The sequence below is a fragment of the Lentibacillus persicus genome, assembly GCF_900112705.1.
In the GTDB taxonomy this organism is placed as follows: Bacteria; Bacillota; Bacilli; order Bacillales; family Amphibacillaceae; genus Lentibacillus; species Lentibacillus persicus.
Window position 1 is genome coordinate 259,149 of record NZ_FOMR01000003.1, and the last position, 25,535, is coordinate 284,683.

Genomic DNA, 25,535 nt, shown 5'->3' on the forward strand with positions numbered 1-25,535 from the left:
AAATCACCTTCAGACATTATATCCCCACAATAGTGGAAAAAAGACCACTGATAATGTCAGTGGTCTAGGCAGACAATACTTTTCTTCCTTTACGGCGACGGCGCTTCAACACCTGGCGTCCGTCTTTTGATTTCATACGTTTGCGGAAACCATGAACTTTTTTCCGCTTACGGTTATTTGGTTGAAATGTTCGTTTCATTTATCTTACACCTCCCTGAGGAATTACAAACACCAAAATTACAAAATTAAGGCAGTCTAGGTCATTATAATGAAAAACAAATAGCTGTGTCAACTTCCTTTCTAAAATAATTATCCACAATTATTATTGAGTCCATTTAACTTCCATTTTTTTATGTGCACAGAAATATCGACAAATTACTCACAAAATATAGTGGTGTGGATAGTTATTGTCTACAACGGGTTGAAATTGTGGATAAGTGTCGAAAACCCGTTGCACAATGCAGTTTTTTTTGGTATTATATTTGTGCTCTATCATGTGTATAACATATTTAACTCTCATATTTTTCCACAGACTGTGGATAATGTGTGGATACATTTATTCACCTCTGTTTATTGATTTATCAACAAAAATGTGGATAACGTTCACAACAAGCGTTATATTATGAGCTGACAACATTCATCATCCACAACCTTATAAGGCACATTTTTTTAAACAAAAACCTTTCCACCATTCATTTCCTTCATAATATGAATGACCGGGAAAGGGTTTTTCTATCATCTATTAAATCCGAAAGGGGTGAAGCGAGTTGGAAAACATCCAAGAATTATGGGATGCGACATTGGAGAAAATTGAAGAAAAGATATCGAAACCGAGCTTTGATACCTGGCTCAAAAATACCAAAGCCGATTCTTTAAGTGATGACACACTGACTGTCATGGCACCAAATGAATTTGCCCGCGACTGGCTTGAAGGAAGATACACAAGTTTAATTAATGAAATTTTACTCGAAATAACCGGAGCCAATCTTTCTACTAAATTTATTATCCCTGATTCCCAGGCACCTGAAGACACCACACTTCAAACACAAAAAAAAGTACCGTCAGGAAACGCCAATGGCAAAGGTGATCAAACGAAAACCATGCTGAATTCCAAGTATACGTTTGACACATTCGTTATCGGGTCAGGCAATCGTTTTGCCCATGCCGCATCGCTTGCTGTTGCCGAAGCACCGGCAAAGGCCTATAACCCACTCTTTATATATGGTGGTGTCGGGCTTGGTAAAACACATTTAATGCATGCAATTGGTCATTACGTTCGAGATCATAATCCCGAAGCAAATGTCGTTTACCTTTCTTCAGAGAAGTTTACGAATGAGTTCATTAACGCAATCATGGACAATAAAGCCACCCAATTCAGGAATAAATACCGTAATGTCGATATTTTATTAATTGATGATATTCAATTTATAGCGGGAAAAGAATCAACCCAGGAGGAGTTTTTCCATACATTTAATGCGCTGCATGAAGATAATAAGCAAATTATTATTTCAAGTGATCGCCCACCGAAAGAGATTCCGACACTTGAAGATCGGTTGCGCTCCAGATTTGAATGGGGACTGATCACGGATATTACTCCCCCTGATTTGGAAACACGCATTGCTATCCTGAGCAAAAAAGCCAAAGCAGAAGGGCTTGATATCCCAAATGAAGTCATGCTGTATATCGCAAATCAGATTGATACCAATATTCGCGAATTGGAAGGTGCTTTAATTCGAGTGGTCGCTTATTCTTCACTTGTGAACCAGGATATCGACGCATCACTTGCAGCAGATGCATTAAAGGATATTATTCCAAGCAATAAACCGCGCACGATTACAATCCACGGCATTCAGGAAGCTGTCGGTGAAAAATATAATGTGAAATTAGAAGACTTTGCAGCAAAAAAACGAACTAAATCAATTGCTTTTCCAAGACAAATCGCTATGTATCTGTCACGGGAACTGACTGATTTTTCTTTGCCTAAAATTGGTGAAGAGTTTGGAGGAAGAGATCACACTACCGTCATTCACGCACACGAAAAAATTGTTAAGCAAATGGAAAACGACACAATCCTGGATCAGGAAATTGAAGAATTAAAAGAACAACTGAAATCTTTTTAAATGATTATTCACAGTTATGAACATGTGAATAATGTGAATAAAGCACCCGCACTTATAAACACGTTTTCCACATGTGAACAACTTTTAATTCGCATAGTTAATAGAGATATCCACAAAATCACAGGCCTTATTACTATTATTACTATATTTTATTAATAAATAATAACTCTATATGCAAAAAGGAGATCAAATTTCATGAAATTTATTATTCAGCGTGAAAAATTAATCGCCAGCGTGCAAGATGTCATGAAAGCCATTTCGCCGAGAACGGCAATTCCCATCCTGACAGGATTAAAACTCGAAGCTTTAACAGACGGTATTACGCTAACCGGAAGTGACTCTGATATTTCAATCGAATCATTTATCCCCGCTGAAGAAGATGGGATGGTCAATGTCGAGCAAATCGAAGAGGGAAAAATTGTTTTACAAGCCCGTTATTTTTCAGATATTGTCCGCAAATTACCCGAAAAACAAGTGGAGATTGAAACAGACGAAAGTTTTAATGTGACCATCAGGTCGGGAAAAGCAAAGTTTAATCTGAATGGACAAGACGCCAGTGAGTATCCACAGCTTCCGGAAATACAAACTGAAAACAGTTTTGAAATTCAGTCTGATTTGCTTAAAAATCTTATTAAGCAAACCGGCTTTGCTGTGTCCACTATGGAAACAAGACCGATTTTAACCGGTGTTAACATTAAAATTGAAAATGAGACTTTAACCTTTACGGCAACCGACAGCCACCGGCTTGCTTCTAGACATATACCGCTCGCGGGTGTGAACCTTAATCTGGCCAACATTGTAGTACCAGGCAAAAGTTTGACTGAGCTGAATAAAATTTTAGATGATAAAGGCGAGAATGTTGAAATCAGTGTCGCGAACAATCAAATTTTGTTTAGAACAAAACATTTGAATTTCCTGTCAAGACTTCTCGATGGAAATTATCCTGAAACATCACGCTTGATCCCGGATAAAAGTCAGACTGTCATCCATGTGAAAACGAAAGAGTTAATCAATACGATTGATCGTGCTTCACTGCTTGCAAGAGAAGAGCGGAACAATGTTGTCAAATTGACCACGAAAGAAAATGCGTTATTGGAAATTACGAGTAACTCACCGGAAGTCGGTCAAGTAGCAGAAGAAGTTTCCAGTGAATCGGTAGAAGGTGAGGATCTTAAGATCTCATTCAGTTCAAAATACATGCTTGATGCATTAAAAGTGATGGAAAATGATGAAGTTATCATTGAATTCACCGGTGCTATGCGGCCATTTATTATTAAGCCGGCAGGCGATGATTCAATGCTGCAATTAATTTTGCCTGTCAGAACATATTAAGCAAAACACGATCCATCAGGACTTCGAATTTGGAATGTTTCCTGGTGGATCTCCTCGTAGGTCTTATTATGCTATTTACCGCTATTTAAGTAAGATTCCTTTCTTTAACTATAAATCTTTAGTAAAATAGATAAGAAGTATAATTGAACGTCACTATTATTGAAAAAAGTCTGGTGATCAAAGTGCAGGAACCTGAAAAAATAATAATCGAAACGGAATATATTCCCCTTGGCCAATTTATTAAATTGCTGAATATAATGGACTCAGGCGGTATGATCAAAGCTTTTCTGAAGGATGAAGGAGCTCTTGTCAATGGTGAACATGAGCATAGGCGAGGACGAAAACTTTACCCGAATGATGTCGTTGAATTAGAAGGCATTGGGGCTTATATTGTCGCGAAAGATCACTGACGGTGAATTTTCATGAACATTGAACATCTGCAATTGAAAAACTACCGAAACTACAACGACTTGGATATTAACTTCAACGATAAAATCAATATAATTATCGGTGAGAATGCTCAAGGCAAAACCAACCTTATGGAAGCCATCTATGTGCTTGCTTTTTCGAAATCCCATCGCACGCCAAAGGAAAAAGAACTTATCCAATGGGAGAAAGAGTATGCTAAAATAGAAGGCAGGGTAACAAAGCGCAAGCAAACATTTCCACTTGAAATTACTTTGTCATCGAAAGGCAAAAAAGCAAAGTTAAATCATCTTGAACAAAAAAAATTGAGCGAGTATATTGGTGCCTTGAATGTCGTAATGTTTGCTCCTGAGGATTTGTCACTCGTCAAAGGTGCGCCACAGATGAGAAGGCGTTTTATCGATATGGAACTTGGGCAAATACAGCCGACATATATTTATCATCTTGGCCAATATCAAAAAATTTTAAAACAGCGTAATCACTTACTGAAGCAGCTGCAGCGCTTTGAAAAGCAGGATCGGACAATGCTCAGTGTGCTTACGGAGCAGTTGAGTCAGCATGCCGCCATATTGGTGGAACGACGGTTTGGCTATCTTGATATGCTGCGTCAATGGGCAAGTTCAATTCATTATGGTATAAGCCACCGGACAGAAAACCTGGAAATCAGCTATTCACCAACGATAGAGGTATCAGAAACGACTGATAAGGAAAGACTGGAAAGTATCTATACCAATAAATTCCATGAACTGCAGGAAAAAGAGATTGACCGTGGGACAACGTTAATTGGGCCTCACCGGGATGATATTACGTTTTATGTTAATGACAAAGATGTTCAGACGTATGGTTCCCAAGGCCAGCAGCGTACTACCGCCTTATCAGTGAAACTTGCAGAGATAGAACTTATTTACAATGAAGTCGGTGAATACCCGGTTTTACTTCTTGATGATGTGTTGAGCGAGTTGGATAATCACAGGCAATCTCATTTATTAGACACAATTAAAGGTAAAGTCCAAACGTTTGTGTCCACGACAAATATTGATGGCATCAACCATGAAACGCTAAAAGAAGCGCAGATGTACAAGGTAGATAAAGGTATGGTGGTTATGTGATTGGGGGAAGATTCAGATGTTTATTCATATAGGCAATGATAATGTCATTCAATCAAAAGATGTCATTTCCATCATTGATCACAGTGTCGTGACGTCATCAGGCACAATGGAAAAATTAATTGAAAACAACACAAAACAACAAAAAGTATTTGGACCAACTGACGAGGCAAAGTCAGTTGTTGTTACGAGTGAGCAAATTTATTTCAGTTCACTGTCGGTATCGACTTTGAAAAAACGAGCAAGTATGATTTCAACAATCAATAAACTTGAAGATTATTCCGATGAAATTGAGTAGCTGAAGAGTCTAAACTGATGAATTAACTCAGAGTCTATTCGCTTTTAAATAACTATTTTCAAAGTATATGAAAAATCAGGTCTCCTTAATTGACTTGATTTTTCCAGGAAACGTAGGTGAAAAGATGTCCGCAGAAGAAAGAATTACAGGGAATCAAGGTTACGGTGCTGATCAAATTCAAGTGCTTGAAGGACTTGAAGCGGTACGAAAGAGACCCGGCATGTACATCGGCACAACGAGTGAACGAGGTCTGCATCATCTTGTTTGGGAAATCGTCGACAACAGTATAGACGAAGCGCTGGCGGGTTATTGTGACAGAATTCAAATCATTATCGAAAAAGATAACAGTATTACTGTCAAAGATAATGGACGCGGCATTCCTGTTGAAGTTCAGAAGAAAACCGGAAGACCGGCACTTGAAGTTATTATGACAGTATTGCACGCCGGGGGTAAATTCGGTAACGACAGTTATAAAGTCTCCGGCGGCCTTCATGGTGTAGGTGCTTCTGTTGTCAATGCGCTTTCAAGCAATCTTGATGTCTATGTTCATCGGGACGGAAATATTTATTACCTTGGCTTTGAAAAAGGTGTCCCTCAGGGTGAGATTGAAATAGTTGGCGAGACGGAACATACCGGAACAAAAACGCAATTTAAACCGGATACCGAGATTTTTACTGAATCAACGGAATTTGATTTTGATACGCTTGATCAGCGTGTGCGGGAGCTGGCATTCCTGAATAAAGGGATTACCATTTCCCTCGAGGATAAACGTACTGATGAGGAACCGGTTGAATACCATTACGAAGGCGGTATCAAGTCTTATGTTGAATATATAAACCGCAACCGGGGTGTGCTGCATGAGCCCTTTTATTCTGAAGTTGAAGAGCAGCAGATTATGGTCGAAGTCGCTATTCAGTATAATGATGGGTTTGCCAGCAGTATTTTTTCCTTTGCGAACAATATTCATACCCATGAAGGGGGAAGCCATGAAGCTGGCTTCAAATCAGGGCTTACGCGAGTTATTAATGATTATGCACGCAAAAACGGCATGTTCAAGGAAAATGACCCTAACTTAACCGGTGATGATGTCAGGGAAGGTTTAACTGCAATTATTTCAATTAAACACCCCGAACCGCAATTTGAAGGACAAACAAAGACAAAGCTTGGTAACAGTGAAGTGAAAAGAGTAACCGATGCAGCGTTCAGCGACAGCTTTTCCAAATTTTTATTTGAAAACCCGGATGTAGCTAAAGTCGTTGTTGAAAAAGGGCTGATGGCATCGCGTGCGAGAATTGCAGCGAAAAAGGCACGCGAGCTAACCCGGCGTAAAAGTGCGCTCGAAGTGTCAAACTTGCCCGGCAAACTGGCAGACTGTTCGTCACGGGACGCAAGCATCAGTGAATTGTATATCGTTGAGGGGGATTCTGCCGGAGGTTCAGCCAAGCAAGGGCGGGACAGGCATTTTCAGGCAATCCTCCCATTGCGCGGAAAAATATTAAACGTTGAAAAAGCACGTCTTGACAAAATATTATCCAATAAAGAAGTACGGGCCATGATTACCGCCCTTGGAACAGGTATCGGCGAAGAGTTTGATATAACGAAAGCCCGTTATAATAAAGTGGTTATTATGACCGATGCAGATGTGGATGGCGCTCATATCCGCACATTATTATTAACCTTCTTCTACCGCTATATGCGACCATTAATTGAATATGGCTATGTCTATATCGCTCAGCCGCCGTTATATAAAATCCAGCAGGGAAAAACGGCTCGTTATGCTTATGATGATAAGGCAATGAAGCAGATACTGGAAGAACTTCCAAAATCACCGAAGCCGGGGCTGCAGCGTTATAAAGGTTTAGGTGAAATGGATGCAAAACAGCTTTGGGAAACAACAATGGACCCGGACACACGCACATTGCTTCAAGTAGGGCTGACAGATGCTATAGATGCAGATCATATTTTTGATATGCTGATGGGTGACAAAGTTGAACCACGACGGAATTTCATCGAAGAAAACGCCCAGTATGTGCAGAACCTTGATATATAAAAAATTACCGGCAGAAAACAGAGACTTTAAGTCAGGATGGCAGAAATACCGACTTAAGGAAGATTTGGAGGTATTTGTAAATGGCGGATGAACATCGTCCCAACGTTCAAGAAATAAACTTAGGTCAGGAAATGCGCACGTCTTTTCTTGATTATGCCATGAGTGTCATCGTTTCACGTGCATTGCCCGATGTTCGTGACGGCATGAAACCTGTGCATCGAAGAATTTTATATGCAATGAATGATCTGGGCATGCACGCCGACAAAGCATATAAAAAATCAGCCCGAATTGTTGGTGAAGTTATCGGTAAGTACCACCCGCATGGGGATTCAGCAGTATATGAAGCCATGGTGCGCATGGCTCAGGATTTCAGCTATCGTTACATGCTTGTGGACGGACACGGCAATTTTGGTTCAGTTGACGGTGACTCTGCAGCAGCGATGCGTTACACAGAGGCCCGCATGTCCAAAATCTCGATGGAATTGCTGCGGGATATTAATAAAGACACCATTGATTATACGGATAACTATGATGGAACCGAACGGGAGCCGGTTGTTTTCCCGGCCAGGTTTCCAAATTTGCTCATAAACGGCGGTGCAGGGATTGCTGTCGGGATGGCCACCAATATACCGCCTCATAACCTTGGTGAAACGATTGATGCAGTATTGGCTGTCAGCAAGGATCCGGAAATTACGATCAGTGAATTAATGGAAAATTATATTTATGGTCCTGACTTTCCGACTGCCGGCCAAATTTTGGGCAGAAGCGGCATTAAGAAAGCATTTGAAACAGGCAAAGGCTCAGTAACCGTGCGTGCCAAAACACATATTGATGAACACCCGAATGGCAAGTCAACAATTATTGCAACTGAATTGCCTTACCAGGTCAATAAAGCACGATTGATTGAGAAAATTGCAGAGCTCGTCCGTGATAAACGGATTGATGGCATAACCGACCTGCGGGATGAGTCAGACCGTAACGGTATGCGGGTTGTCATTGAAATTCGACGGGATGCTAATCCGAATATCGTCCTGAATAATTTATATAAATATACAGCTTTACAGACAACATTTGGAATCAATATGCTTGCGCTTGTTAATGGAAAGCCGGAAGTGTTAACAATTAAGCAGTGCCTTGAACACTATCTGGACCATCAAAAAGAAATCATTAAGCGCCGAACCGCTTTTGAATTGCGTAAAGCTGAGGCACGTGCCCATATTCTGGAAGGGCTGCGAGTGGCCCTTGATAATCTGGATGACGTTATCTCGATTATTCGTAATTCAAAAACGACAGATATTGCCCGCGAAAGTTTGATGGAGAATTACGACCTGAGTGAAAAACAAGCGCAGGCAATACTCGACATGCGTCTCCAGCGGCTGACAGGATTGGAACGCGAAAAAATCGTCAATGAATATAATGACTTGCTTAAGCAAATAGAAGAATTGAGAGCTATTTTGGCAGATGAAGAAAAAGTTCTTGATATTATCCGGGAAGAACTGACAGAGATTAAAGAAAAATATAATGATGATCGCCGGACGGAAATCATCTCCGGCGGGGCGGATTTTATTGAAGATGAAGACTTGATCCCGGAAGAAAATGTCGTCATCACCCTGACACATCAAGGCTACGTGAAACGTTTGCCTGCATCGACATACCGGACGCAAAAACGCGGTGGCCGGGGCATTCAGGGTATGGAAACAAATGAAGATGACTTTGTTGAACACTTAGTATCAACGTCGACGCATGATACTGTTCTCTTCTTCACGAATAAAGGAAAAGTCTATCGTGCAAAAGGATATGAAATTCCGGAGTTCAGCCGTACAGCTAAGGGCATACCGATTATTAATTTATTGCAAGTAGAAAAGGATGAATGGATTAACGCTGTCATTTCCGTTTCCGAATACAGTGAAGATTACTATTTGTTCTTTACGACAAGACACGGTTTGGCCAAACGTACAAAGCTGTCACAATTTGCCAATATACGCAAAGGCGGGTTGATTGCTGTTGGTCTGAAAGATGAAGATGAATTGATTTCAGTCAGACTGACAGATGGGACAAAACATATCATGATGGGTACGAAAAACGGATATCTTATACGCTTTCCGGAAGAACAGGTACGTTCGATGGGAAGAAACGCAGCTGGTGTCCGTGGTATTTCACTGCGTGGTAATGATGAAGTTGTTTCCATGGAAATATTGGATGAAGGTGTGGAAGTGCTTCATGTGACCAATAAAGGTATGGGAAAACGAACCCCTGAAGAGCAATACCGTATTACAAACCGTGGCGGCAAAGGCATTTTTACGTGCAAACTGTCCGACGACAATGAAGTTGTTGCGGTTAAAGCTGTTACAGGTGACGATGAGATTATGCTTATAACCGTTGCGGGCGTTTTAATTCGTATCCCCGTTGAAGGCATCTCCCAGACGGGACGGAATGCCCAGGGTGTCCGTTTGATCCGGTTGAATGAAAATGAAGAAGTGGCGACGGTTGCGAAAGTTGATAAAGATGAAGATGAGGAACTGGAAGCTGACGATGCTGAAGAAAGTGAATCCAGCTCTGAGGAAGATCAGGAAACTTAATGAATGCACAGTTTAGTTTAATGAGGCTGGGACAAAAGGTTTAAAGATAAATGAAAAGACGAACGATAATTAGGAAAGGAAGCGGGATACGCCGCTCCGGAAATATGCTTCGCTTTCCGCGGGCGGCTGTTGAGCCAACTCGTGCCAAGGCACTTCGTTGTCTCACCTATGCCTCTCTTCCCGCAGGAGTCTCCGCAAATTTCCTCCGCTAACCTTAATTATAGTTCGTCTTTTATATTGGATATATAAGTTATGTTCCAGCCTGATTTTAATCACGGAAGCCAAATCAAAGCGAAGAAGCATTCAGGGTAAAATAAGAATTGTCGAAGGGGGGATTTTTTTGCGTATTGACGTATTTCAGCTGGTGCCGGGCTGTGTATTGTTAAACGATATAATCGGCAAAACAAATAAAGTAATCATCCCGAAAAACACGATATTAACCGAGGAACATATCACTGTTATACATAAATTTCTGGTTAAAACCATTGATGTCTCAGAGAAATTGGCTGATGGCACACTTTTTCAGCCTGACATTAACCGTCACCCTGAAGAAAATCCCACAATGGAAAGTGCCCTTCCTGAATCATTTAAATATCAATACCGAAAGACAGTGCTGGTCTATGAAAAACTTTTTAAAAACTGGCAGAATGGCGCTCCATTTGATATTGCCCACGTTCGTCAGTTATTTATACCTCTGTTGGAAATGACAGAAAATATGAGCCAATCTGTTTTTACACTTTATCAGCAATCTGAAAAAGATATATTTCATCGAAGCGTCTCACTGGGCGTTTTATCGGCCTTTTTGGCGAGACAAATGGGTTATCGAAAAGGTGAATGGGTTCAAGCCGGCTTGGCAGGCGCCTTATGTGATTGTGGCCTTTCAAAGCTGGATGAGGGGGCTGAAAACCACCCTGTCTATTCATACCGGATGATCGAAAAAGCCCCTGTTCTTACAGCAGCAGTCAAACTGGCAGTTCTGCAGCATCATGAACGATTGGATGGCTCCGGCTACCCGCTTGGCTTAACAGGCGAAAAAATTCATAACTTTTCACGAATTGCAGCGCTTTGTGACGAATACTTAAAGGCGGTATTTGAGAATGATCAGCCGCTTTCTAAATTTGTTGAATCCTTGCAAAATGAACGGTCAGCGAAATTTGATGAATCTGCTGTCAAGATGCTTGCTGCCAATCTGACAAAATTCAGCAGTTCGCCTTAGTATTTTTGAAGAAGAAGATTTTCCACGAGGATTGGAATCTTTTCACACGTGATGTTTAAAAAAGCATTAATAAACGGATAATCCGCGTCCGGCTTAGCTGTCAGCAGTTCCCCCCACCATTCGGATTCGTAGCGGCACAGCATGCTGAGATTATATAAAAGCAAATAGTGAACCATAATCTCAGAAATTGGAAAAAAATTTTCGCGGTGCATGGGAAAATAAATATCACTGCTTGCCGACGCAGTGAAAAACGGGCTGTTATGAGCGGGCTTGAATGGCGCATCCAAATCAAGCGTGATGCTCGATTCTGATATTTCCGAACGCTGTATAGCCGGCAAATAAGGTTTAATACGTTTAATAAAAGCGTTGGCTGTTAAGTGATAGCCGTCGAGTATTGATCCAGGAAACGCTATTTGTGTCGTACCGATGCGACCGATAGCAGCCATTTTATCTTGCCGGTTGAACTTAAAAAGGGATGTCATCTCCGGTATTAAAGACAGCAGCCGTTCCATTTTAATTTTTTCAAACGGTGACTCCTTAATGGCGAATAAATAATGGGTGAAATAAGGATAAAGACCGTGATGCTGGATTTTCACTTCATCGTTTAAAAACGTATAATCTTTCTTTTTGCGTTTTCTGCTGGAAACACCATGAGCTAAGACTGCAGTTGATTCCGGATAATTAGGTCTGACAGTTAACAGCGCCCCCTTCAACAGATGCACCATCCCATAAAAAAACAGCATTGGCTGAAGCAGTGTTTCCATTCTTTTGCCATTCTCGTAAAAGCGGACACCATGATCCAAATAGTGAATAAATGACTGGCTGTTCTCAAAGCTTTTGAACGTGGCATTTATACCATTAATGTTTTTATAGCAATCATTTAAATACTGCTGTGCGGTTTGCTGTGACTGAAGATAAGTATAAAATCTCTTTTCAGTTTGATCTCCCATAAAGGCTCCTCATTTTGTACAGAATTTTCCCAATAGAATTTCTTTTATGATGTGTTTGTTATTGTATTGAAAAAGCTGTTTCGTTGGCGTATTGTAAATAACAATAGAAAGACATGTATAGTTTGACCAGCTTTTAATAGATTACACATTCTGCAATAATTTAAATGGGAGGATGAGACATGCGCGAAGATAAATTTGCCAAAGAAGGGCTGACATTTGATGATGTTTTGTTGATGCCCGATAAGTCAGAGGTACTGCCTAATGAAGTCAATGTCAGGACAGCGTTGACTGAAAAAATTACACTTAACACACCTCTCTTGAGTGCCGGGATGGACACAGTCACTGAAGCAGATATGTCAATCGCTATGGCCAGACAAGGCGGTTTGGGAATTATCCACAAAAATATGTCAATCGATGAGCAGGCGGAGCAGGTTGATCGGGTAAAAAGGTCGGAAAGTGGTGTCATTACAAATCCGTTTTTCCTCACACCGGAACATCAGGTTTATGATGCTGAACATTTAATGGCAAAATTCCGCATTTCCGGCGTCCCGATTGTTAATACGATTGATGATCAAAAATTAGTTGGAATTTTGACGAATCGTGATTTGCGCTTCATTCAAGATTATTCGACAGTCATCAAAGATGTGATGACAAGCGAAAATCTGGTGACAGCCCCCGTGGGGACCACACTGGAAGAAGCCGAGTATTTACTCCAGGCGCACCGGATTGAGAAGTTGCCTCTTGTTGACAGTAATGGTTATTTGAAAGGTTTAATCACGATTAAAGATATCGAAAAAGCCATTGAATTTCCAAATGCTGCCAAAGATTCAAAAGGAAGGCTTCTTACAGGTGCTGCTGTTGGTGTGACAGGAGACGCCATGACACGTATTGAAGCCCTTGTCGCATCGGGTGTAGATGTGATTGTCATCGATACTGCTCACGGCCATTCAGCCGGTGTGCTTGCGAAAGTTCGTGAAATCAGAGAAGCTTATCCCGACCTGGACATTATTGCCGGAAATGTCGCCACAGGAGAAGCGACTGCAGATTTAATTAAAGCTGGTGCATCAGCGATCAAAGTCGGTATTGGTCCAGGGTCGATTTGTACCACACGCGTTGTGGCAGGCATTGGTGTTCCACAGATCACAGCCGTCTATGATTGTGCTGTGGCTGCTGCTGAATTCGGTGTTCCTGTCATTGCTGATGGCGGTATAAAATATTCCGGTGATGTTGTTAAGGCAATTGCAGCAGGAGCCCACGCTGTTATGCTTGGCAGTATGTTTGCGGGTGTAGCGGAAAGCCCTGGCGAAACGGAAATATTCCAGGGCCGCCAATATAAGGTATACCGCGGAATGGGGTCCGTTGGAGCTATGAAGGCAGGCTCTAAAGACCGTTATTTCCAGGATGCAGAAGACGCCAAAAAATTGGTCCCTGAAGGAATCGAAGGGCGAACTGCCTATAAAGGGCCACTCGCTGACACTGTTCACCAGCTGCTTGGCGGCTTGAAAGCAGGTATGGGCTATTGTGGAACAGCTTCCATCGATGCTTTGCGCGAGGATGCCCGTTTTATTAAAATTTCTAATGCAGGATTAAGAGAAAGTCATCCGCATGATGTTCAAATCACAAAGGAAGCACCGAATTATTCGTAAGGTCAAGCTGGCTGTCCATTGGTGGCATTATAGTCAATCGTACCTATGAAAGAATTAATAGATAGGGCTTTTCCCTGTCTATTTTTTCTCTGTCTTTTATGATAAAATATTTAAGGTGTAAAAAAATAATATAAGTATTATTGTAAAATCTGATATAAAGACAATCGTCTTTTCATTTACAGGGTGGAGGTAGAGAAAGTGAGATACAACTTAAAGAAAATCGTGCCGCTATTACTTGTTACAGTGGTAATGCTGTCAGCCATTGCAATTCAGCCCAGTTCCGTAAATGCTGCAGAACCGTTAGATATTGAGGCTGAATCGGCTATACTGGTTGATAATGAAACAGGAAAAATCGTTTACGCGAAAAACCCTGACATGGCACTGCCTCCAGCTAGTATGACCAAAATAATGACTGAATATCTTGTACATGAAGCTATTGAGGAAGGTCAAATCAGCTGGGATACGACAACACAGATCAGTGACTATGCCTACAGCATCTCTGCGGATACATCATCTTCGGGGGTAGGTTTAGAACAAAATAAAGACTATACCGTTAAAGAATTATATGACGCCATGGCAATCAATTCGGACAATGCCACAAGTATTGCGTTAGCTGAGCTTATTGCAGGGTCTGAAGGCGAATTTGTCAAGATGATGAACGCCAAAGCAGAAGAAATGGGCATGACCGATACAGAATTTGTCAATTCCACCGGTCTTGCAAATTCATCACTCGGTGACAACGTGCCGGAGGGGACTGACCCCAACGCTAATAATTTGATGTCAGCCCGTTCATCCGCTCTTTTGGCGTACCGTTTAATCAACGATTACCCGGAAGCACTCGATGTAACCAAAATTCCGTCGGCTGAATTTGAAGGCGAAACAATCACGAACTGGAACTGGATGTTGAAACACGGTGAAGAATCCAGTTCACTCCAGCAATTCCATTATGAAGGCATGGACGGACTGAAAACCGGTCATACAGACCTTGCAAAATATGGTTTTACCGGAACAGCTGAGCGCGACGGGAACCGTTTTATATCTGTTGTTATGAAAGCAGAAAGTATGGAAGCACGTTTTCAGGAAACCGCCAAGCTATTGGATTATGGCTTCAATCAATTTGAAAACCAGGAAATCTTCCCGGCAGGTTATCAGCTGGAAGATAAGTCATCAATTCCTGTCTTAAAAGGTAAAGAAGACAGCGTTCAAGTTGCCACAGATAAAGCTTTTACCGCACCGGTTAGAGGTGAACAGGCAGACAATTACGGTGTGGAATATCAATTCAGTGAAGATGCAGTGAATGAGGATGGCGAAATCACTGCCCCGATTGAGAAAGGTGAAAAAGTCGGCACTGCCGAGGTGACTTATAATGGTGACGATGACGGTTATGGCTATATAATGCCTGATAAGAATCCTAAACAAATTAATTTGGTGACACAGAGTGCCGTTGAAAAAGATAATTGGTTTATGCTGACCCTTGGGGCAATTGGGAACTTTTTCACAGACATTTTCAGTACAGTCGTTGATACAGTAAAAGGCTGGTTTTAATAACAATTCATGCAAGCTTGCAATTTAAAATATACTGCTAACAATATATAGGGGGAAAAACATGGGAAATACAGGAACAGAACGCGTTAAACGTGGAATGGCGGAAATGCAGAAAGGCGGCGTCATTATGGACGTTGTCAACGCAGAACAAGCAAAAATAGCTGAAGAAGCCGGCGCAGTGGCCGTTATGGCGCTTGAGCGGGTGCCTTCAGATATTCGAGCGGCCGGCGGTGTAGCCCGTATGGCGAGCCCGGAAATCACTGAAGAGGTCATGAATGCCGTCTCAATTCCCGTTATGGCCAAAGGACGTATCGGGCACATCGTAGAAGCGCGTGTGCTGGAATCGATGGGTGTTGATTATATTGATGAAAGTGAAGTATTAACCCCGGCTGACGAGGAATATCATTTGAAAAAATCGGATTATACAGTACCGTTTGTGTGCGGCTGCCGTAACCTTGGAGAAGCAGCACGCCGTATCGGTGAAGGTGCCTCGATGCTTCGTACGAAAGGTGAACCAGGTACTGGCAATATTGTCGAAGCTGTCCGGCATATGCGCCAGGTTCAGTCTGAAATCAGAAAACTGACATCGATGTCAGACGATGAAGTTATGACGTTCGCCAAAGAGATCGGTGCGCCATATGAATTGCTCCTGGAAATTAAAGAAGAAGGCCGCTTGCCGGTGGTTAACTTTGCAGCAGGCGGTGTGGCAACACCGGCTGATGCCGCGTTAATGATGGAGCTTGGCGCTGACGGTGTATTCGTCGGATCGGGTATTTTTAAATCAAACAACCCGGCGAAGTATGCTAAAGCAATTGTTGAAGCAACAACCCATTATACGGATTATAAGCTGATTGGAGAGCTTTCCAAAGATCTTGGCACAGCCATGAAAGGGATTGAAATTGGCACGTTGGAAGGACAAGACCGCATGCAGGACCGCAGTGAATAGAAAGCAGGGTGACTGATATGAACACAATTGGTGTACTGGCATTACAAGGTGCGGTACGTGAGCATATACGTGCAGTGGAGGAAACTGGCGCAGTCGCGCTTGAGATTAAACGTAAAGAACAGCTTGAAGCGATCGATGGTTTGATTTTGCCCGGTGGCGAAAGCACAACGATGCGACGGCTGATTGACAACTATGATTTTTTTGAAGCGATTCAGACTTTCGGCAAGCAAGGAAAGCCTGTTTTTGGCACTTGTGCCGGTCTGATTTTAATGGCAAATGAAATAGAAGGACAGAATGATGCACATTTAGGTTTGATGGACATGAAAGTTGCACGCAATGCTTTTGGCCGTCAGGTGGCAAGTTTTGAAGCAAGTCTGGATGTGACCTGTTTCGGTGAAGTGTTTAATGCTGTATTTATACGTGCCCCTTATATACTTGAGTCAGCGCCGAATGTGGAAGTGCTTGCAACCTATCAAAACAAAGCTGTAGCAGCTAAACAAGGCCATTATTTGTGTACGGCTTTTCATCCCGAACTGACAGACGACAACCGTTTTATTGAATATTTTGCGCAGATGGTGGAACAATCAAAACAGACACTTGCATCATAAAGCGAAATCCGATAATATTAACATTAATAAATTGCAACAGTCGTGAAAGGAATTAGTAACGTGCATGCTTTTTTCAGAGAGTCGGTGGCAGGTGAGAACCGGTATAAGCAGCATGTGAATCCATCCTTGAACTGGTTTGCTGAAATGCAATAGGCAGGCCCGGCTAGACGCCGTTATCGTACTCAAGCCGGAAGCGGGTTTTTCCGCTTCAACAAGGGTGGCAACGCGGGAAAAATGCTCTCGTCCCTGATTATTGATCAGGGGCGGGAGTTTTTTATGTGAAAGTATCTAGCTTCAATCGGGAAAAACTCACAGCACAAAATTATAAAGGAGGAATCCAGCATGCTGGACATGAAATACTTACGGAATAACTTTGCAGACGTAAAAGAAAAACTGGCTTACCGCGGTGAAGACTTGTCAGAACTGGAACGATTCGGTGAATTGGATGAAAGGCGCCGAACGCTAATTTCCGAAACAGAAACATTAAAAGCTGAACGGAATGAGGCATCGAAACAAATATCTGTTTTAAAGAAAGAAAAAAAAGATGCAGAGCCGGCGATTAAGGAAATGCGGGAAGTCGGAGCAAAAATTAAAGCGTTTGATTCAGAGCTGAAAGAAATTGAAGAAACGCTGGAGACCATTATGCTCTCGATACCAAATATACCGCACGAAAGCGTCCCAATCGGGGAGGACGAGGATGATAATGTGGTGGCCCGTGAGTGGGGCGAATTGCCAACATTTAAGTTTGAAGAAAAGCCACATTGGGATATAGCAGCTGATTTGGACATTATTGATTTTGAACGGGCAGCCAAAGTTACCGGAAGCCGCTTCGTATTTTACAAAGGACTTGGGACGCGGCTGGAAAGGGCATTAATCAGTTTTATGATGGATCTGCATGCTGATGAACATGGCTATACGGAGATGATGCCTCCACAAATTGTAAACCGCACAAGTTTGACGGGCACGGGTCAGCTGCCTAAGTTTGAAGAAGATGTTTTTAAGCTTGAAGAGTGGGATTACTTTTTGATCCCAACGGCTGAAGTTCCGGTTACGAATTTTCACCGTGATGAAATTCTTGATACGGACGCATTGCCGAAAAAATATGCTGCTTACAGTGCCAATTTTCGTTCGGAGGCTGGTTCTGCAGGACGTGATACGCGTGGTTTAATACGGCAGCATCAATTTAACAAAGTTGAACTCGTCCACTTTACGAAACCTGAAGATTCTTATGACACGCTGGAAACACTGACAGGCGATGCTGAAACAGTTCTCAAGCGCCTGAACCTTCCATACCGGGTTATGAGTATGTGTACCGGTGATCTTGGTTTCACAGCTGCCAAAAAATATGATATAGAAGTGTGGATTCCAAGCCAGGAGACGTATCGGGAAATTTCGTCGTGTTCCAATTTTGAAGATTTCCAGGCAAGACGTGCGGGTATTCGTTTCCGTCGTGAATCAACCGGCAAACCAGAGTTTGTGCATACGTTAAATGGCTCAGGACTTGCTGTTGGGCGGACGGTTGCAGCTATTCTGGAGAATTACCAGCTAGAAGACGGTTCGGTCGTTATCCCGGAAGTTCTGCGGCCTTATATGGGTGGAAAAGAGATGCTAACGGCTTAAGGCAAATGAAAAAGACCGGATGAGAACCTAGTGGATTTCATTACCTATCGCAACTCTTAAAAATGTAAGCAAAAATGACTGTCAAAATGAAGGTTGATTTGATAGTCATTTTTTATATATGAAGGGGGTTTTATGTAAAAATAGAGGTAAATTTGTATGGCAAATGCATCCCAATTCACATGCATACAATAGCTATTGTACCCATATATTTTCTGTTACAAATTAGTATGTAATTTGTTGTGCATTTTTGATGGAAAAATCATCAAATTAAACGTTATTTGTTTACTGACTTTTAGTGTATTCTGAATATTTATGGTAAAATATATGTAATACAGTTAATTAGATAGAGAACATATTAGAAGCTGTCTATCTTGCCTGTATTAGTTAATTAAAGGAGAGATAAAATGGTTGAAATATTAATGTTAGTTGCTGCAGTTACTTCCTGTATAGCAGTTGGTTTTTTATTTAGTGACAAAAAAGAAAAAAATAAATGAAACAATGTTGCTAAGACTATTGTTGACATCTGTAACCAGACATGTTAAATTTATTTTTGTCGTCAACATGGAGGTATACCCAAGTCTGGCTGAAGGGATCGGTCTTGAAAACCGACAGGCGGGTCAAACCGCGCGGGGGTTCGAATCCCTCTACCTCCTCCATACATTTTAATTCGCATAAATTGGAGATATTAGGAAAGCGCCAAAACCGTTACATTTGTAGCGGTTTTTTTATTATACAATGAATGTTACATACGTTATTAAATGGCAAATCTGTTATATTTAGTTGATTAACCTGTAATAAATGACATTAAGATTCGTCTAATAAGTAAGAAATGCCTGAGAAGAGGAGGCTGCTTAATGGATGAGGAACTAATTACAGATTGGTTTGATGCCTATGCTGATGATATTTACAGATTTCTTATCTACTATATGTCCACGACTGATGTGGAAGATATCGTTCAGGAAGTTTTTATAAAAGCCATCGACCGTTATGACTCATTTAAAGGTAATTCAAGTCCCAAAACATGGCTGATATCCATTGCCCGCAATTTGGCTATTGATGAAGCCCGGAAGCGGAAACGGAAAGATTGGCGCAAGTTGATTAAAACGTATGAGTATAAAACCGAAGCATCCCCGGAAGAAGACCAATTAGTCACGGAAACACGAACACAAATACACCAGGCAATCTCAACATTGAAGCAAGATTACCGGGATGTCGTCATTCTGCGGGGAATTGAAGAAATGACGGTGGCTGAAACGGCCAATATTTTAAAATGGCCGGATACGAAAGTACGCGTCACATTTCATCGTGCATTAAAAGCTTTAAAAACGAAAATAGAGGAGGGCGGTTATGAATTACAATGACGAGGAATTGCAAAAGGAGTTAAAAAAATTGAAATCATCTCATTCATTAAACCCTCAATCAAAAGAATCGATGAAAACGGCCATTCAGAAACAAGCGAAAAAGAAGCGTGCACGGTCGAAGCTAAAGCGCTCTGCAATTTGGTTTTCCACGGCGGCTGCATTGATGATAGGTGCTGGTCTGCTGTTTAATACACTTAATAGCTCGCAGTCGGTTATGCCGTTTGAGGATCATAATCAGACCGAATATAACGACACTTCTGAGGAACAAAAAGAGATACCCGCCGAAAGTGGTGAAGATGAAGGTACGGAAGAGTCAACGGCACCTATGTCAGATCCTGAGACCGCTCAATCCTTGACGGTAAATGAAGAAGGCACCGAAACCGGGACAATTATGCTTGAAGGCATGGAAGAAGAGACAACGTTTACCAATTATACGCTCGAACCTTATGGTATTAAGTATCAACTGACTGAACTCTTCAGCAGTTATGATGTAAACAATCAGACTGTAACGCATTATAATGATGCCAACAGCGTGTCAATGAAATTGGAAGTGGTGGAAGATGCCAACTTGGATGATGTGGTTTCTGAAGTTCAATCCGAGTATAGCGATGTTGCGAGTGAGACGGGGACACCAGCTGAGACGCCGCCTGGGGAAGAAAATCCGTTCCGTGGCGTCGGTCAGCACTTTTCACAGTCCCCTCAAGGTTATTATATCTATCAAATTGATGAAAACGTGCTCGTTATCCAATACGAGTATCCACTCGAAGCCGGGGATGGTATGGGACCACGTCTGCTGGCACTTCGTGAATCGCTCACACATTAATGAATCTCTTATCAGGCTTTCGCCAAAAACTTGGGTGAAGGCCTCATTTTCACTTGACAATTGAAGCTTTAACAGGTATATTACTTAAAAATAGTAATGCACACGACAGCTAATTATATAAAATAAAATGAAGAAGAGGTCAGTAGCAAAATGCTTCCCGAAAGAGAGTGGAATTCACCGGCTGAGAGATTCCACAGGGTACAGCCTTTGTGAACCCTGCCTTGGAGTTGTCAGCGTCAACCTGACCGCAGGCTTGCTGCGTTATCATAAACAAGTGGGCATGCCTGGCATGTCAACAAAGGTGGTACCACGGAAACACCCCAAGTCCGTCCTTTTGCAGGATGGATTTGGGGTGTTTTCTTATTTCATTCGATTTTTTGAGACATGTAAAGGAGCGATTAAGATGATTGAAAAAATGGCATTTATCGGTGCTGGCTCAATGGCTGAATCCATTTTGACCGGAATTTTAAATAGCGGATTTCTTCCAAAAGAAAAAATATATATTACGAACAAGTCTGATAAAGAGAGACTGGCGTTTCTTGAAAATGCATATGCCATTCAGAATAATAATGATAAACAAGCAACAGTGGAAGGTGCTGATGTCGTTATTGTTGCCGTCAAGCCTTATGATGTGGAAGCGGCTGTGTCTTCAATCAGTGACTGTCTTACGCCGAATCAGCTGCTGATTTCAGTCGTTGCAGGTGTCTCAACCGATACGATTTCCAGCTTTATCGGCAAAGATATTCCGGTTGTGCGTGCGATGCCGAATACATCATCAGCCGCCGGTCAATCAGCTACAGCTGTAGCCCGGGGACCACATGCCAATGAGCAGCACCTGGAAACCGCATTGGCACTATTTAATACGATTGGAACAGCAACTGAAGTATCAGAGAGCGATATGCACGCGGTAACGGCCATATCAGGGAGCGGACCTGCTTATGTCTATTATTTAGTCGAAGCGATGGAAAAAGCGGCAGTGGACGCCGGACTGGACCAGGAAACGGCACAAGATTTGATTACGCAAACGATTGTCGGCGCCGGGGAAATGCTCAAAACATCGGGACTTGAGCCTTCAAAGCTTCGCGAAAATATAACGAGTCCCGGCGGCACAACGCAAGCAGGTGTTGAAGCGTTGAGCAAACACAACTTTCAGGAAGCAGTCGAGCGGTGTGTGGAAAGCGCCCGAAACCGTTCAATTGAATTAGGACAGAAAATGTAAAACTAAAAATCAGTAAAAATTGCAAAAAGCCATATGACGTTTCAAATGAAATAGCAGTCATATGGCCCGATTTATACAAGCACTTGCTTTTTGGAATGCTATAGACGTTATTTAATGCTTTCCCGTGTTTTCCATTTGCGTGATTGCTGGATAAAATGACCAATTTTTTCCATTACCGGTTCAATTGATTGTTCTTGCTCGAGTAAATCGTAGTCGGAAATGTCGATACGCAAGATCGGACACGCATTAAAATTATTAATCCAATCTTCGTAACGGTTATACAGTTCTTCCCAATAGGAAATTGAAGTATTTTTCTCCATCTCACGTCCGCGATTATGGATACGTTCCATAACGTGGTCAAATGACCCTTCGAGATATATTAATAAATCCGGATGAGGAAAATAAGGTGTCATCACCATTGCTTCAAACAGGTTGGTGTATGTCTCATAATCTGTTTTCGACATCGTGCCGTTTTCATAGTGCATTTTGGCGAAAATGCCTGTGTCCTCATAAATTGAACGATCCTGAATAAAGCCCCCGCCGTACTCGAATATTTTTTTCTGTTCTTTAAAGCGTTCTGCGAGAAAATAAATTTGCAAATGAAAGCTCCAGCGTTCGAAGTCATCGTAAAATTTCCCGAGGTATGGGTTTGTATCAACTTTCTCAAATGATGTTTTAAAGTTAAGCGCATTGGCCAGGGCTTTTGTCATCGTTGATTTGCCGACACCGACAGTCCCGGCAACCGTAATAATGCTGTCATGCGGAATCTGGTATTTATCACGTAAATTCATGTTTCTTCCCCTTTAATGTTTGGATACTGTTTTGTGGTCACACATTTGCTGTTTCACCAGATTAATGATGGTTTCAAGATCGTCCTGGTGTTTAACAAAATCCATTTCATCACCGTTAATACGGAGGACCGGTATGTCAGGATGAAGCATCTCGAATTCATTCATATAGTTTTCGTAATCCCGGGCGAGCTGTGACAAGTAAGAAGGTTTAATGTTTTGTTCAATATCCCTGCCGCGAAGCCTGATCCGTTCCAAAACTGTATCAAGACTGGCATGTAAGTATATCATTATATTTGGCACCGGCATATCTTTTGTTAATATATGATAAATTTGCTCGTATTTATCAAATTTGTCCGGCTGCAGTGTACGTTTAGCAAAAATCATGTTTTTGGAAATATGGTAATCGGCGATAACCGCTTTATTTTGGTTCAAATATTTCTGTTCAATATCTTCCAATTGCTTAAATCGATTGCATAGAAAAAACATTTCGGTTTGAAAACTCCATTCCTCAATATCATCGTAAAATTTTCCGAGAAACGGGTTTTCTTCGACAATTTCTTTTAACAGGTGGAAGTCAAAATGGACAGAAAGTTTCTTTGCGAGTGATGTTTTTCCAATCCCAATAGGCCCTTCAATAGCAATAAACGGGACGTGTGGCATAACTTTTCCTCCAAGCAGTTTAAGTCACTTTGGATATTGTAGCACAGAAAAAAGGCCACTTCCATGCAAAATTGAACTCTGCCTTTTCATTCAGCGCGAAATTTTGTATAATGTTTATTGTGCTTATTTTCCTAAACGTCATGCCCCCGTAGCTCAGGGGATAGAGCAACAGCCTCCTAAGCTGTGTGCCGCAGGTTCGATTCCTGCCGGGGGCGTTAAAACCAGCAGTAGCATCACATTTAGCAGCGATATATCGACCCTTGCTTGCAGGTACAGGCGAGGGTATTTTTATATTTTAATTAAGAGGGTTTCGATTAAAATACTTTAAAATTGTCACAAAATGTTCTAAAATAGTTGATAGTTACCGAAATGTTTATAAAATTTCATAGTTTCTACAATTACAATTTTATTCAAGCGATTTTGCAATCGTTTACAAATTTTAAGATGAGGTGATAGAAATGGATATGCAGCGAATACCTGCACAAGAGGGAAAATACAATCTGCAAAACTATGAAAGCATGCGTAAGACGTTTTCATGGGAAGATATGAAAAAACATTTCAGCTGGAATGAGACGGGAAAAGTTAACATGGCATATGAAGCAATTGATCGCCATGCCGAAAATCCCGCTAAAAAAGATAAGGCTGCCTTATTGTATTCATCACCCGATCGGGAAGAAACAAAAACATTCAGCGAATTAAGCAAGGAGAGTAACCAGTTTGCGAACGTCTTAACCAAATATGGCGTCGAAAAAGGCGATCGCATTTTTATGTTTTTACCGAGAAGTCCTGAATTCTATGCAGCTTTCTTCGGTATTTTAAAAACAGGCGCCATTGCAGGGCCATTATTTGAAGCATTTATGGAACAAGCAGTCCGTGATAGGCTCGAGGACAGTGAAGCAAGTATGCTGGTTACTACACCGGATTTGCTTGAACGGGTGCCGCAGAATGATTTGCCTGACCTTAAAAAAATTATTCTTGTCGGTGAAAACAATGAATCCTCCGACAAATATATTGATTATCATCAGGAAATGAAAGAGGCTTCAACGGACTTTAATATTGAATGGGTTGACCTTGAGGATGGTATGCTTATTCATTATACGTCCGGCTCAACTGGTAAGCCAAAAGGTGTTTATCACGTGCATAACGCCATGATTCAGCATTATGCAACAGGCGAGTGGGTACTGGATTTGCAGGAGGATGATGTTTACTGGTGCACGGCCGATCCGGGCTGGGTAACAGGGACGAGCTATGGTATTTTTGCCCCTTGGCTCCATGGTGTAACAAACGTTGTGCGTGGCGGCCGCTTTAGTCCGGATGCCTGGTATGGCACGATCGATAAATATAATATATCAGTCTGGTACACAGCACCTACTGCACTTCGAAAGCTTGTCAGTGCCGGGGAAGATGCCGTGAAGAAGCATGATCTTTCATCATTGCGTCATGTCCTCAGTGTTGGGGAGCCACTGAATCCGGAAGTTATTACGTGGGGCTTGCAGGCGTTTGACCTTCGAATTCACGACACGTGGTGGATGACAGAAACCGGTGCGCAGCTTATTGTTAACCTGCCAACAGAGGAAATCCGTCCGGGCTCAATGGGTAAACCAATTCCGGGAATTGAAGCATCGATTGTAGATAATGAAGGCAATGAAGTGCCGCCAAATCAAATGGGCAACCTGGCAATTAAATCGCCTTGGCCTGCCATGATGCGGCAAATCTGGAAACGTCCGGAAAAATACGAAAGCTATTTTATTAATGGCTGGTATGTATCCGGTGACAGTGCTTATAAGGATGAGGACGGCTACTTCTGGTTCCAGGGACGGCTTGATGATGTTATCAACACATCCGGTGAACGTGTCGGACCATTTGAAGTTGAAAGCAAGCTGATCGAACATCCTGCTGTTGCTGAAGCCGGTGTGATTGGTAAGCCCGATCCCGAGCGTGGTGAAATCGTTAAAGCGTTCATTACCTTAAACGACGGTTATGAAGAATCAGAGGAACTGCTTGAAGAGGTACGGCAGTTTATTAAGACTGGACTCAGCGCACACGCTACACCGCGTGAATTGGAAATTAAAGACGCCATCCCGAAAACACGAAGCGGTAAAATCATGCGCCGTCTGCTGAAATCGTGGGAGCTGGGTCTGCCAACCGGCGATACCTCAACATTGGAAGAATAATAGAATTAAATATTTTATAGCAAGAATGAGACCGGGAGATAATTGAAAAGAGCATTGTGAAAGAC

General features: G+C 41.9%; 21 protein-coding genes, 2 tRNA genes and 1 other annotated feature. Of the genes, 19 read left to right on the forward strand and 4 right to left on the reverse strand.

Annotated elements, in window-relative coordinates:
- Positions 1 to 64: 64 nt before the first annotated feature.
- A complete protein-coding gene (gene rpmH / locus BMZ22_RS05680) occupies positions 65 to 199 on the reverse strand; it encodes a 50S ribosomal protein L34 (RefSeq protein WP_090082904.1) in 135 nt (44 codons plus the stop codon).
- Between the two features lie 568 nt (positions 200 to 767).
- Between rpmH and dnaA the strand changes: the two genes are divergently transcribed.
- The 8 genes from dnaA to BMZ22_RS05720 all read left to right on the forward strand — a co-directional run bounded on the left by dnaA (position 768) and on the right by BMZ22_RS05720 (position 11,127).
- The gene (gene dnaA / locus BMZ22_RS05685; RefSeq protein ID WP_090082907.1) at positions 768 to 2,120 is read left to right on the forward strand and encodes a chromosomal replication initiator protein DnaA; all 1,353 of its coding nucleotides are present in this window, start codon (positions 768 to 770) and stop codon (positions 2,118 to 2,120) included.
- 195 nt (positions 2,121 to 2,315) lie between these two features.
- A complete protein-coding gene (gene dnaN / locus BMZ22_RS05690) occupies positions 2,316 to 3,452 on the forward strand; it encodes a DNA polymerase III subunit beta (protein ID WP_090082911.1) in 1,137 nt (378 codons plus the stop codon).
- Positions 3,453 to 3,625: 173 nt separating this feature from the next.
- A complete protein-coding gene (gene yaaA, locus BMZ22_RS05695; RefSeq protein ID WP_090083154.1) occupies positions 3,626 to 3,862 on the forward strand; it encodes a S4 domain-containing protein YaaA in 237 nt (78 codons plus the stop codon).
- Positions 3,863 to 3,874: 12 nt separating this feature from the next.
- Positions 3,875 to 4,987 carry a DNA replication/repair protein RecF gene (gene recF / locus BMZ22_RS05700; RefSeq protein WP_090082915.1) on the forward strand — a complete coding sequence of 371 codons (1,113 nt, stop codon included), beginning with the start codon at positions 3,875 to 3,877 and terminating at the stop codon, positions 4,985 to 4,987.
- A gap of 16 nt (positions 4,988 to 5,003) precedes the next feature.
- Positions 5,004 to 5,282 (forward strand): extracellular matrix regulator RemB, encoded by a 279-nt coding sequence (gene remB / locus BMZ22_RS05705; protein ID WP_090082918.1) that lies wholly within the window; start codon positions 5,004 to 5,006, stop codon positions 5,280 to 5,282.
- 124 nt (positions 5,283 to 5,406) lie between these two features.
- On the forward strand, positions 5,407 to 7,332 hold the full coding sequence (gene gyrB / locus BMZ22_RS05710) for a DNA topoisomerase (ATP-hydrolyzing) subunit B (RefSeq protein WP_090082922.1): 1,926 nt from the start codon (positions 5,407 to 5,409) through the stop codon (positions 7,330 to 7,332).
- 80 nt (positions 7,333 to 7,412) lie between these two features.
- Positions 7,413 to 9,911: a DNA gyrase subunit A gene (gyrA, locus tag BMZ22_RS05715; protein WP_090082925.1), complete on the forward strand. Its 2,499-nt coding sequence runs from the start codon at positions 7,413 to 7,415 to the stop codon at positions 9,909 to 9,911.
- Between the two features lie 340 nt (positions 9,912 to 10,251).
- Entirely contained in the window at positions 10,252 to 11,127 is an 876-nt protein-coding gene (locus BMZ22_RS05720; protein WP_090082927.1) for an HD-GYP domain-containing protein, read from the forward strand.
- Here the strand turns inward: BMZ22_RS05720 and BMZ22_RS05725 are convergent.
- Positions 11,124 to 12,077 carry a YaaC family protein gene (locus tag BMZ22_RS05725; RefSeq protein ID WP_090082930.1) on the reverse strand — a complete coding sequence of 318 codons (954 nt, stop codon included), beginning with the start codon at positions 12,075 to 12,077 and terminating at the stop codon, positions 11,124 to 11,126. The two genes, BMZ22_RS05720 and BMZ22_RS05725, sit on opposite strands and share 4 nt — an antisense overlap.
- Before the next feature lie 179 nt (positions 12,078 to 12,256).
- On the opposite strand from BMZ22_RS05725, the gene guaB reads away from it, so the two are divergent.
- From guaB to proC, 9 genes are all read left to right on the forward strand, one after another.
- On the forward strand, positions 12,257 to 13,723 hold the full coding sequence (gene guaB / locus BMZ22_RS05730) for an IMP dehydrogenase (protein ID WP_090082935.1): 1,467 nt from the start codon (positions 12,257 to 12,259) through the stop codon (positions 13,721 to 13,723).
- A gap of 198 nt (positions 13,724 to 13,921) precedes the next feature.
- Positions 13,922 to 15,268 carry a serine hydrolase gene (locus tag BMZ22_RS05735; protein WP_090082938.1) on the forward strand — a complete coding sequence of 449 codons (1,347 nt, stop codon included), beginning with the start codon at positions 13,922 to 13,924 and terminating at the stop codon, positions 15,266 to 15,268.
- Between the two features lie 61 nt (positions 15,269 to 15,329).
- Positions 15,330 to 16,214, forward strand: a complete 885-nt coding sequence (gene pdxS, locus BMZ22_RS05740) for a pyridoxal 5'-phosphate synthase lyase subunit PdxS (RefSeq protein WP_090082941.1) — start codon at positions 15,330 to 15,332, stop codon at positions 16,212 to 16,214.
- Positions 16,215 to 16,231: 17 nt separating this feature from the next.
- Complete coding sequence (pdxT, locus tag BMZ22_RS05745) at positions 16,232 to 16,822, forward strand: pyridoxal 5'-phosphate synthase glutaminase subunit PdxT (protein WP_090082943.1); 591 nt, start codon at positions 16,232 to 16,234, stop codon at positions 16,820 to 16,822.
- A gap of 33 nt (positions 16,823 to 16,855) precedes the next feature.
- Positions 16,856 to 17,073 (forward strand) — a binding site (T-box leader).
- Positions 17,074 to 17,164: 91 nt separating this feature from the next.
- Positions 17,165 to 18,442: a serine--tRNA ligase gene (gene serS / locus BMZ22_RS05750; RefSeq protein ID WP_090082946.1), complete on the forward strand. Its 1,278-nt coding sequence runs from the start codon at positions 17,165 to 17,167 to the stop codon at positions 18,440 to 18,442.
- A gap of 563 nt (positions 18,443 to 19,005) precedes the next feature.
- Positions 19,006 to 19,098: transfer RNA gene (locus BMZ22_RS05755), tRNA-Ser, on the forward strand.
- 198 nt (positions 19,099 to 19,296) lie between these two features.
- Entirely contained in the window at positions 19,297 to 19,803 is a 507-nt protein-coding gene (locus BMZ22_RS05760) for an RNA polymerase sigma factor (protein ID WP_090082949.1), read from the forward strand.
- Positions 19,790 to 20,626, forward strand: coding sequence for a hypothetical protein (locus BMZ22_RS05765; protein WP_090082951.1), 837 nt, complete (start codon positions 19,790 to 19,792; stop codon positions 20,624 to 20,626). The genes BMZ22_RS05760 and BMZ22_RS05765 overlap by 14 nt, the downstream gene beginning before the upstream one ends.
- 403 nt (positions 20,627 to 21,029) lie before the next feature.
- On the forward strand, positions 21,030 to 21,845 hold the full coding sequence (gene proC / locus BMZ22_RS05770) for a pyrroline-5-carboxylate reductase (RefSeq protein ID WP_090082953.1): 816 nt from the start codon (positions 21,030 to 21,032) through the stop codon (positions 21,843 to 21,845).
- A 107-nt stretch (positions 21,846 to 21,952) separates the two neighbouring features.
- Here the strand turns inward: proC and BMZ22_RS05775 are convergent, their stop codons facing one another.
- Together BMZ22_RS05775 and BMZ22_RS05780 are read right to left on the reverse strand one after the other, a co-directional pair.
- Positions 21,953 to 22,636, reverse strand: a complete 684-nt coding sequence (locus tag BMZ22_RS05775) for a deoxynucleoside kinase (protein ID WP_090082956.1) — start codon at positions 22,634 to 22,636, stop codon at positions 21,953 to 21,955.
- Positions 22,637 to 22,648: 12 nt separating this feature from the next.
- A complete protein-coding gene (locus tag BMZ22_RS05780) occupies positions 22,649 to 23,296 on the reverse strand; it encodes a deoxynucleoside kinase (RefSeq protein ID WP_090082958.1) in 648 nt (215 codons plus the stop codon).
- Between the two features lie 142 nt (positions 23,297 to 23,438).
- Here BMZ22_RS05780 and BMZ22_RS05785 point away from each other — a divergent pair.
- Together BMZ22_RS05785 and acsA are read left to right on the forward strand one after the other, a co-directional pair.
- A tRNA-Arg gene (locus BMZ22_RS05785) sits at positions 23,439 to 23,511 on the forward strand.
- A 243-nt stretch (positions 23,512 to 23,754) separates the two neighbouring features.
- Positions 23,755 to 25,470 (forward strand): acetate--CoA ligase, encoded by a 1,716-nt coding sequence (gene acsA, locus BMZ22_RS05790; RefSeq protein WP_090082961.1) that lies wholly within the window; start codon positions 23,755 to 23,757, stop codon positions 25,468 to 25,470.
- The last annotated feature ends 65 nt before the right edge of the window (positions 25,471 to 25,535 follow it).

What these genes read in the sequence shown, in the direction of transcription:
- BMZ22_RS05725 (WP_090082930.1), bottom strand. Translation starts at nt 12,077, where the DNA reads ATGGGAGATCAAACTGAAAAGAGATTTTATACTTATCTTCAGTCACAG.
- gyrB (WP_090082922.1), top strand. Translation starts at nt 5,407, where the DNA reads ATGTCCGCAGAAGAAAGAATTACAGGGAATCAAGGTTACGGTGCTGAT.
- BMZ22_RS05780 (WP_090082958.1), bottom strand. Translation starts at nt 23,296, where the DNA reads ATGCCACACGTCCCGTTTATTGCTATTGAAGGGCCTATTGGGATTGGA.
- pdxT (WP_090082943.1), top strand. Translation starts at nt 16,232, where the DNA reads ATGAACACAATTGGTGTACTGGCATTACAAGGTGCGGTACGTGAGCAT.
- recF (WP_090082915.1), top strand. Translation starts at nt 3,875, where the DNA reads ATGAACATTGAACATCTGCAATTGAAAAACTACCGAAACTACAACGAC.
- dnaN (WP_090082911.1), top strand. Translation starts at nt 2,316, where the DNA reads ATGAAATTTATTATTCAGCGTGAAAAATTAATCGCCAGCGTGCAAGAT.
- guaB (WP_090082935.1), top strand. Translation starts at nt 12,257, where the DNA reads ATGCGCGAAGATAAATTTGCCAAAGAAGGGCTGACATTTGATGATGTT.
- BMZ22_RS05765 (WP_090082951.1), top strand. Translation starts at nt 19,790, where the DNA reads ATGAATTACAATGACGAGGAATTGCAAAAGGAGTTAAAAAAATTGAAA.
- BMZ22_RS05760 (WP_090082949.1), top strand. Translation starts at nt 19,297, where the DNA reads ATGGATGAGGAACTAATTACAGATTGGTTTGATGCCTATGCTGATGAT.
- proC (WP_090082953.1), top strand. Translation starts at nt 21,030, where the DNA reads ATGATTGAAAAAATGGCATTTATCGGTGCTGGCTCAATGGCTGAATCC.
- pdxS (WP_090082941.1), top strand. Translation starts at nt 15,330, where the DNA reads ATGGGAAATACAGGAACAGAACGCGTTAAACGTGGAATGGCGGAAATG.
- rpmH (WP_090082904.1), bottom strand. Translation starts at nt 199, where the DNA reads ATGAAACGAACATTTCAACCAAATAACCGTAAGCGGAAAAAAGTTCAT.
- gyrA (WP_090082925.1), top strand. Translation starts at nt 7,413, where the DNA reads ATGGCGGATGAACATCGTCCCAACGTTCAAGAAATAAACTTAGGTCAG.
- BMZ22_RS05775 (WP_090082956.1), bottom strand. Translation starts at nt 22,636, where the DNA reads ATGAATTTACGTGATAAATACCAGATTCCGCATGACAGCATTATTACG.
- remB (WP_090082918.1), top strand. Translation starts at nt 5,004, where the DNA reads ATGTTTATTCATATAGGCAATGATAATGTCATTCAATCAAAAGATGTC.
- acsA (WP_090082961.1), top strand. Translation starts at nt 23,755, where the DNA reads ATGGATATGCAGCGAATACCTGCACAAGAGGGAAAATACAATCTGCAA.
- serS (WP_090082946.1), top strand. Translation starts at nt 17,165, where the DNA reads ATGCTGGACATGAAATACTTACGGAATAACTTTGCAGACGTAAAAGAA.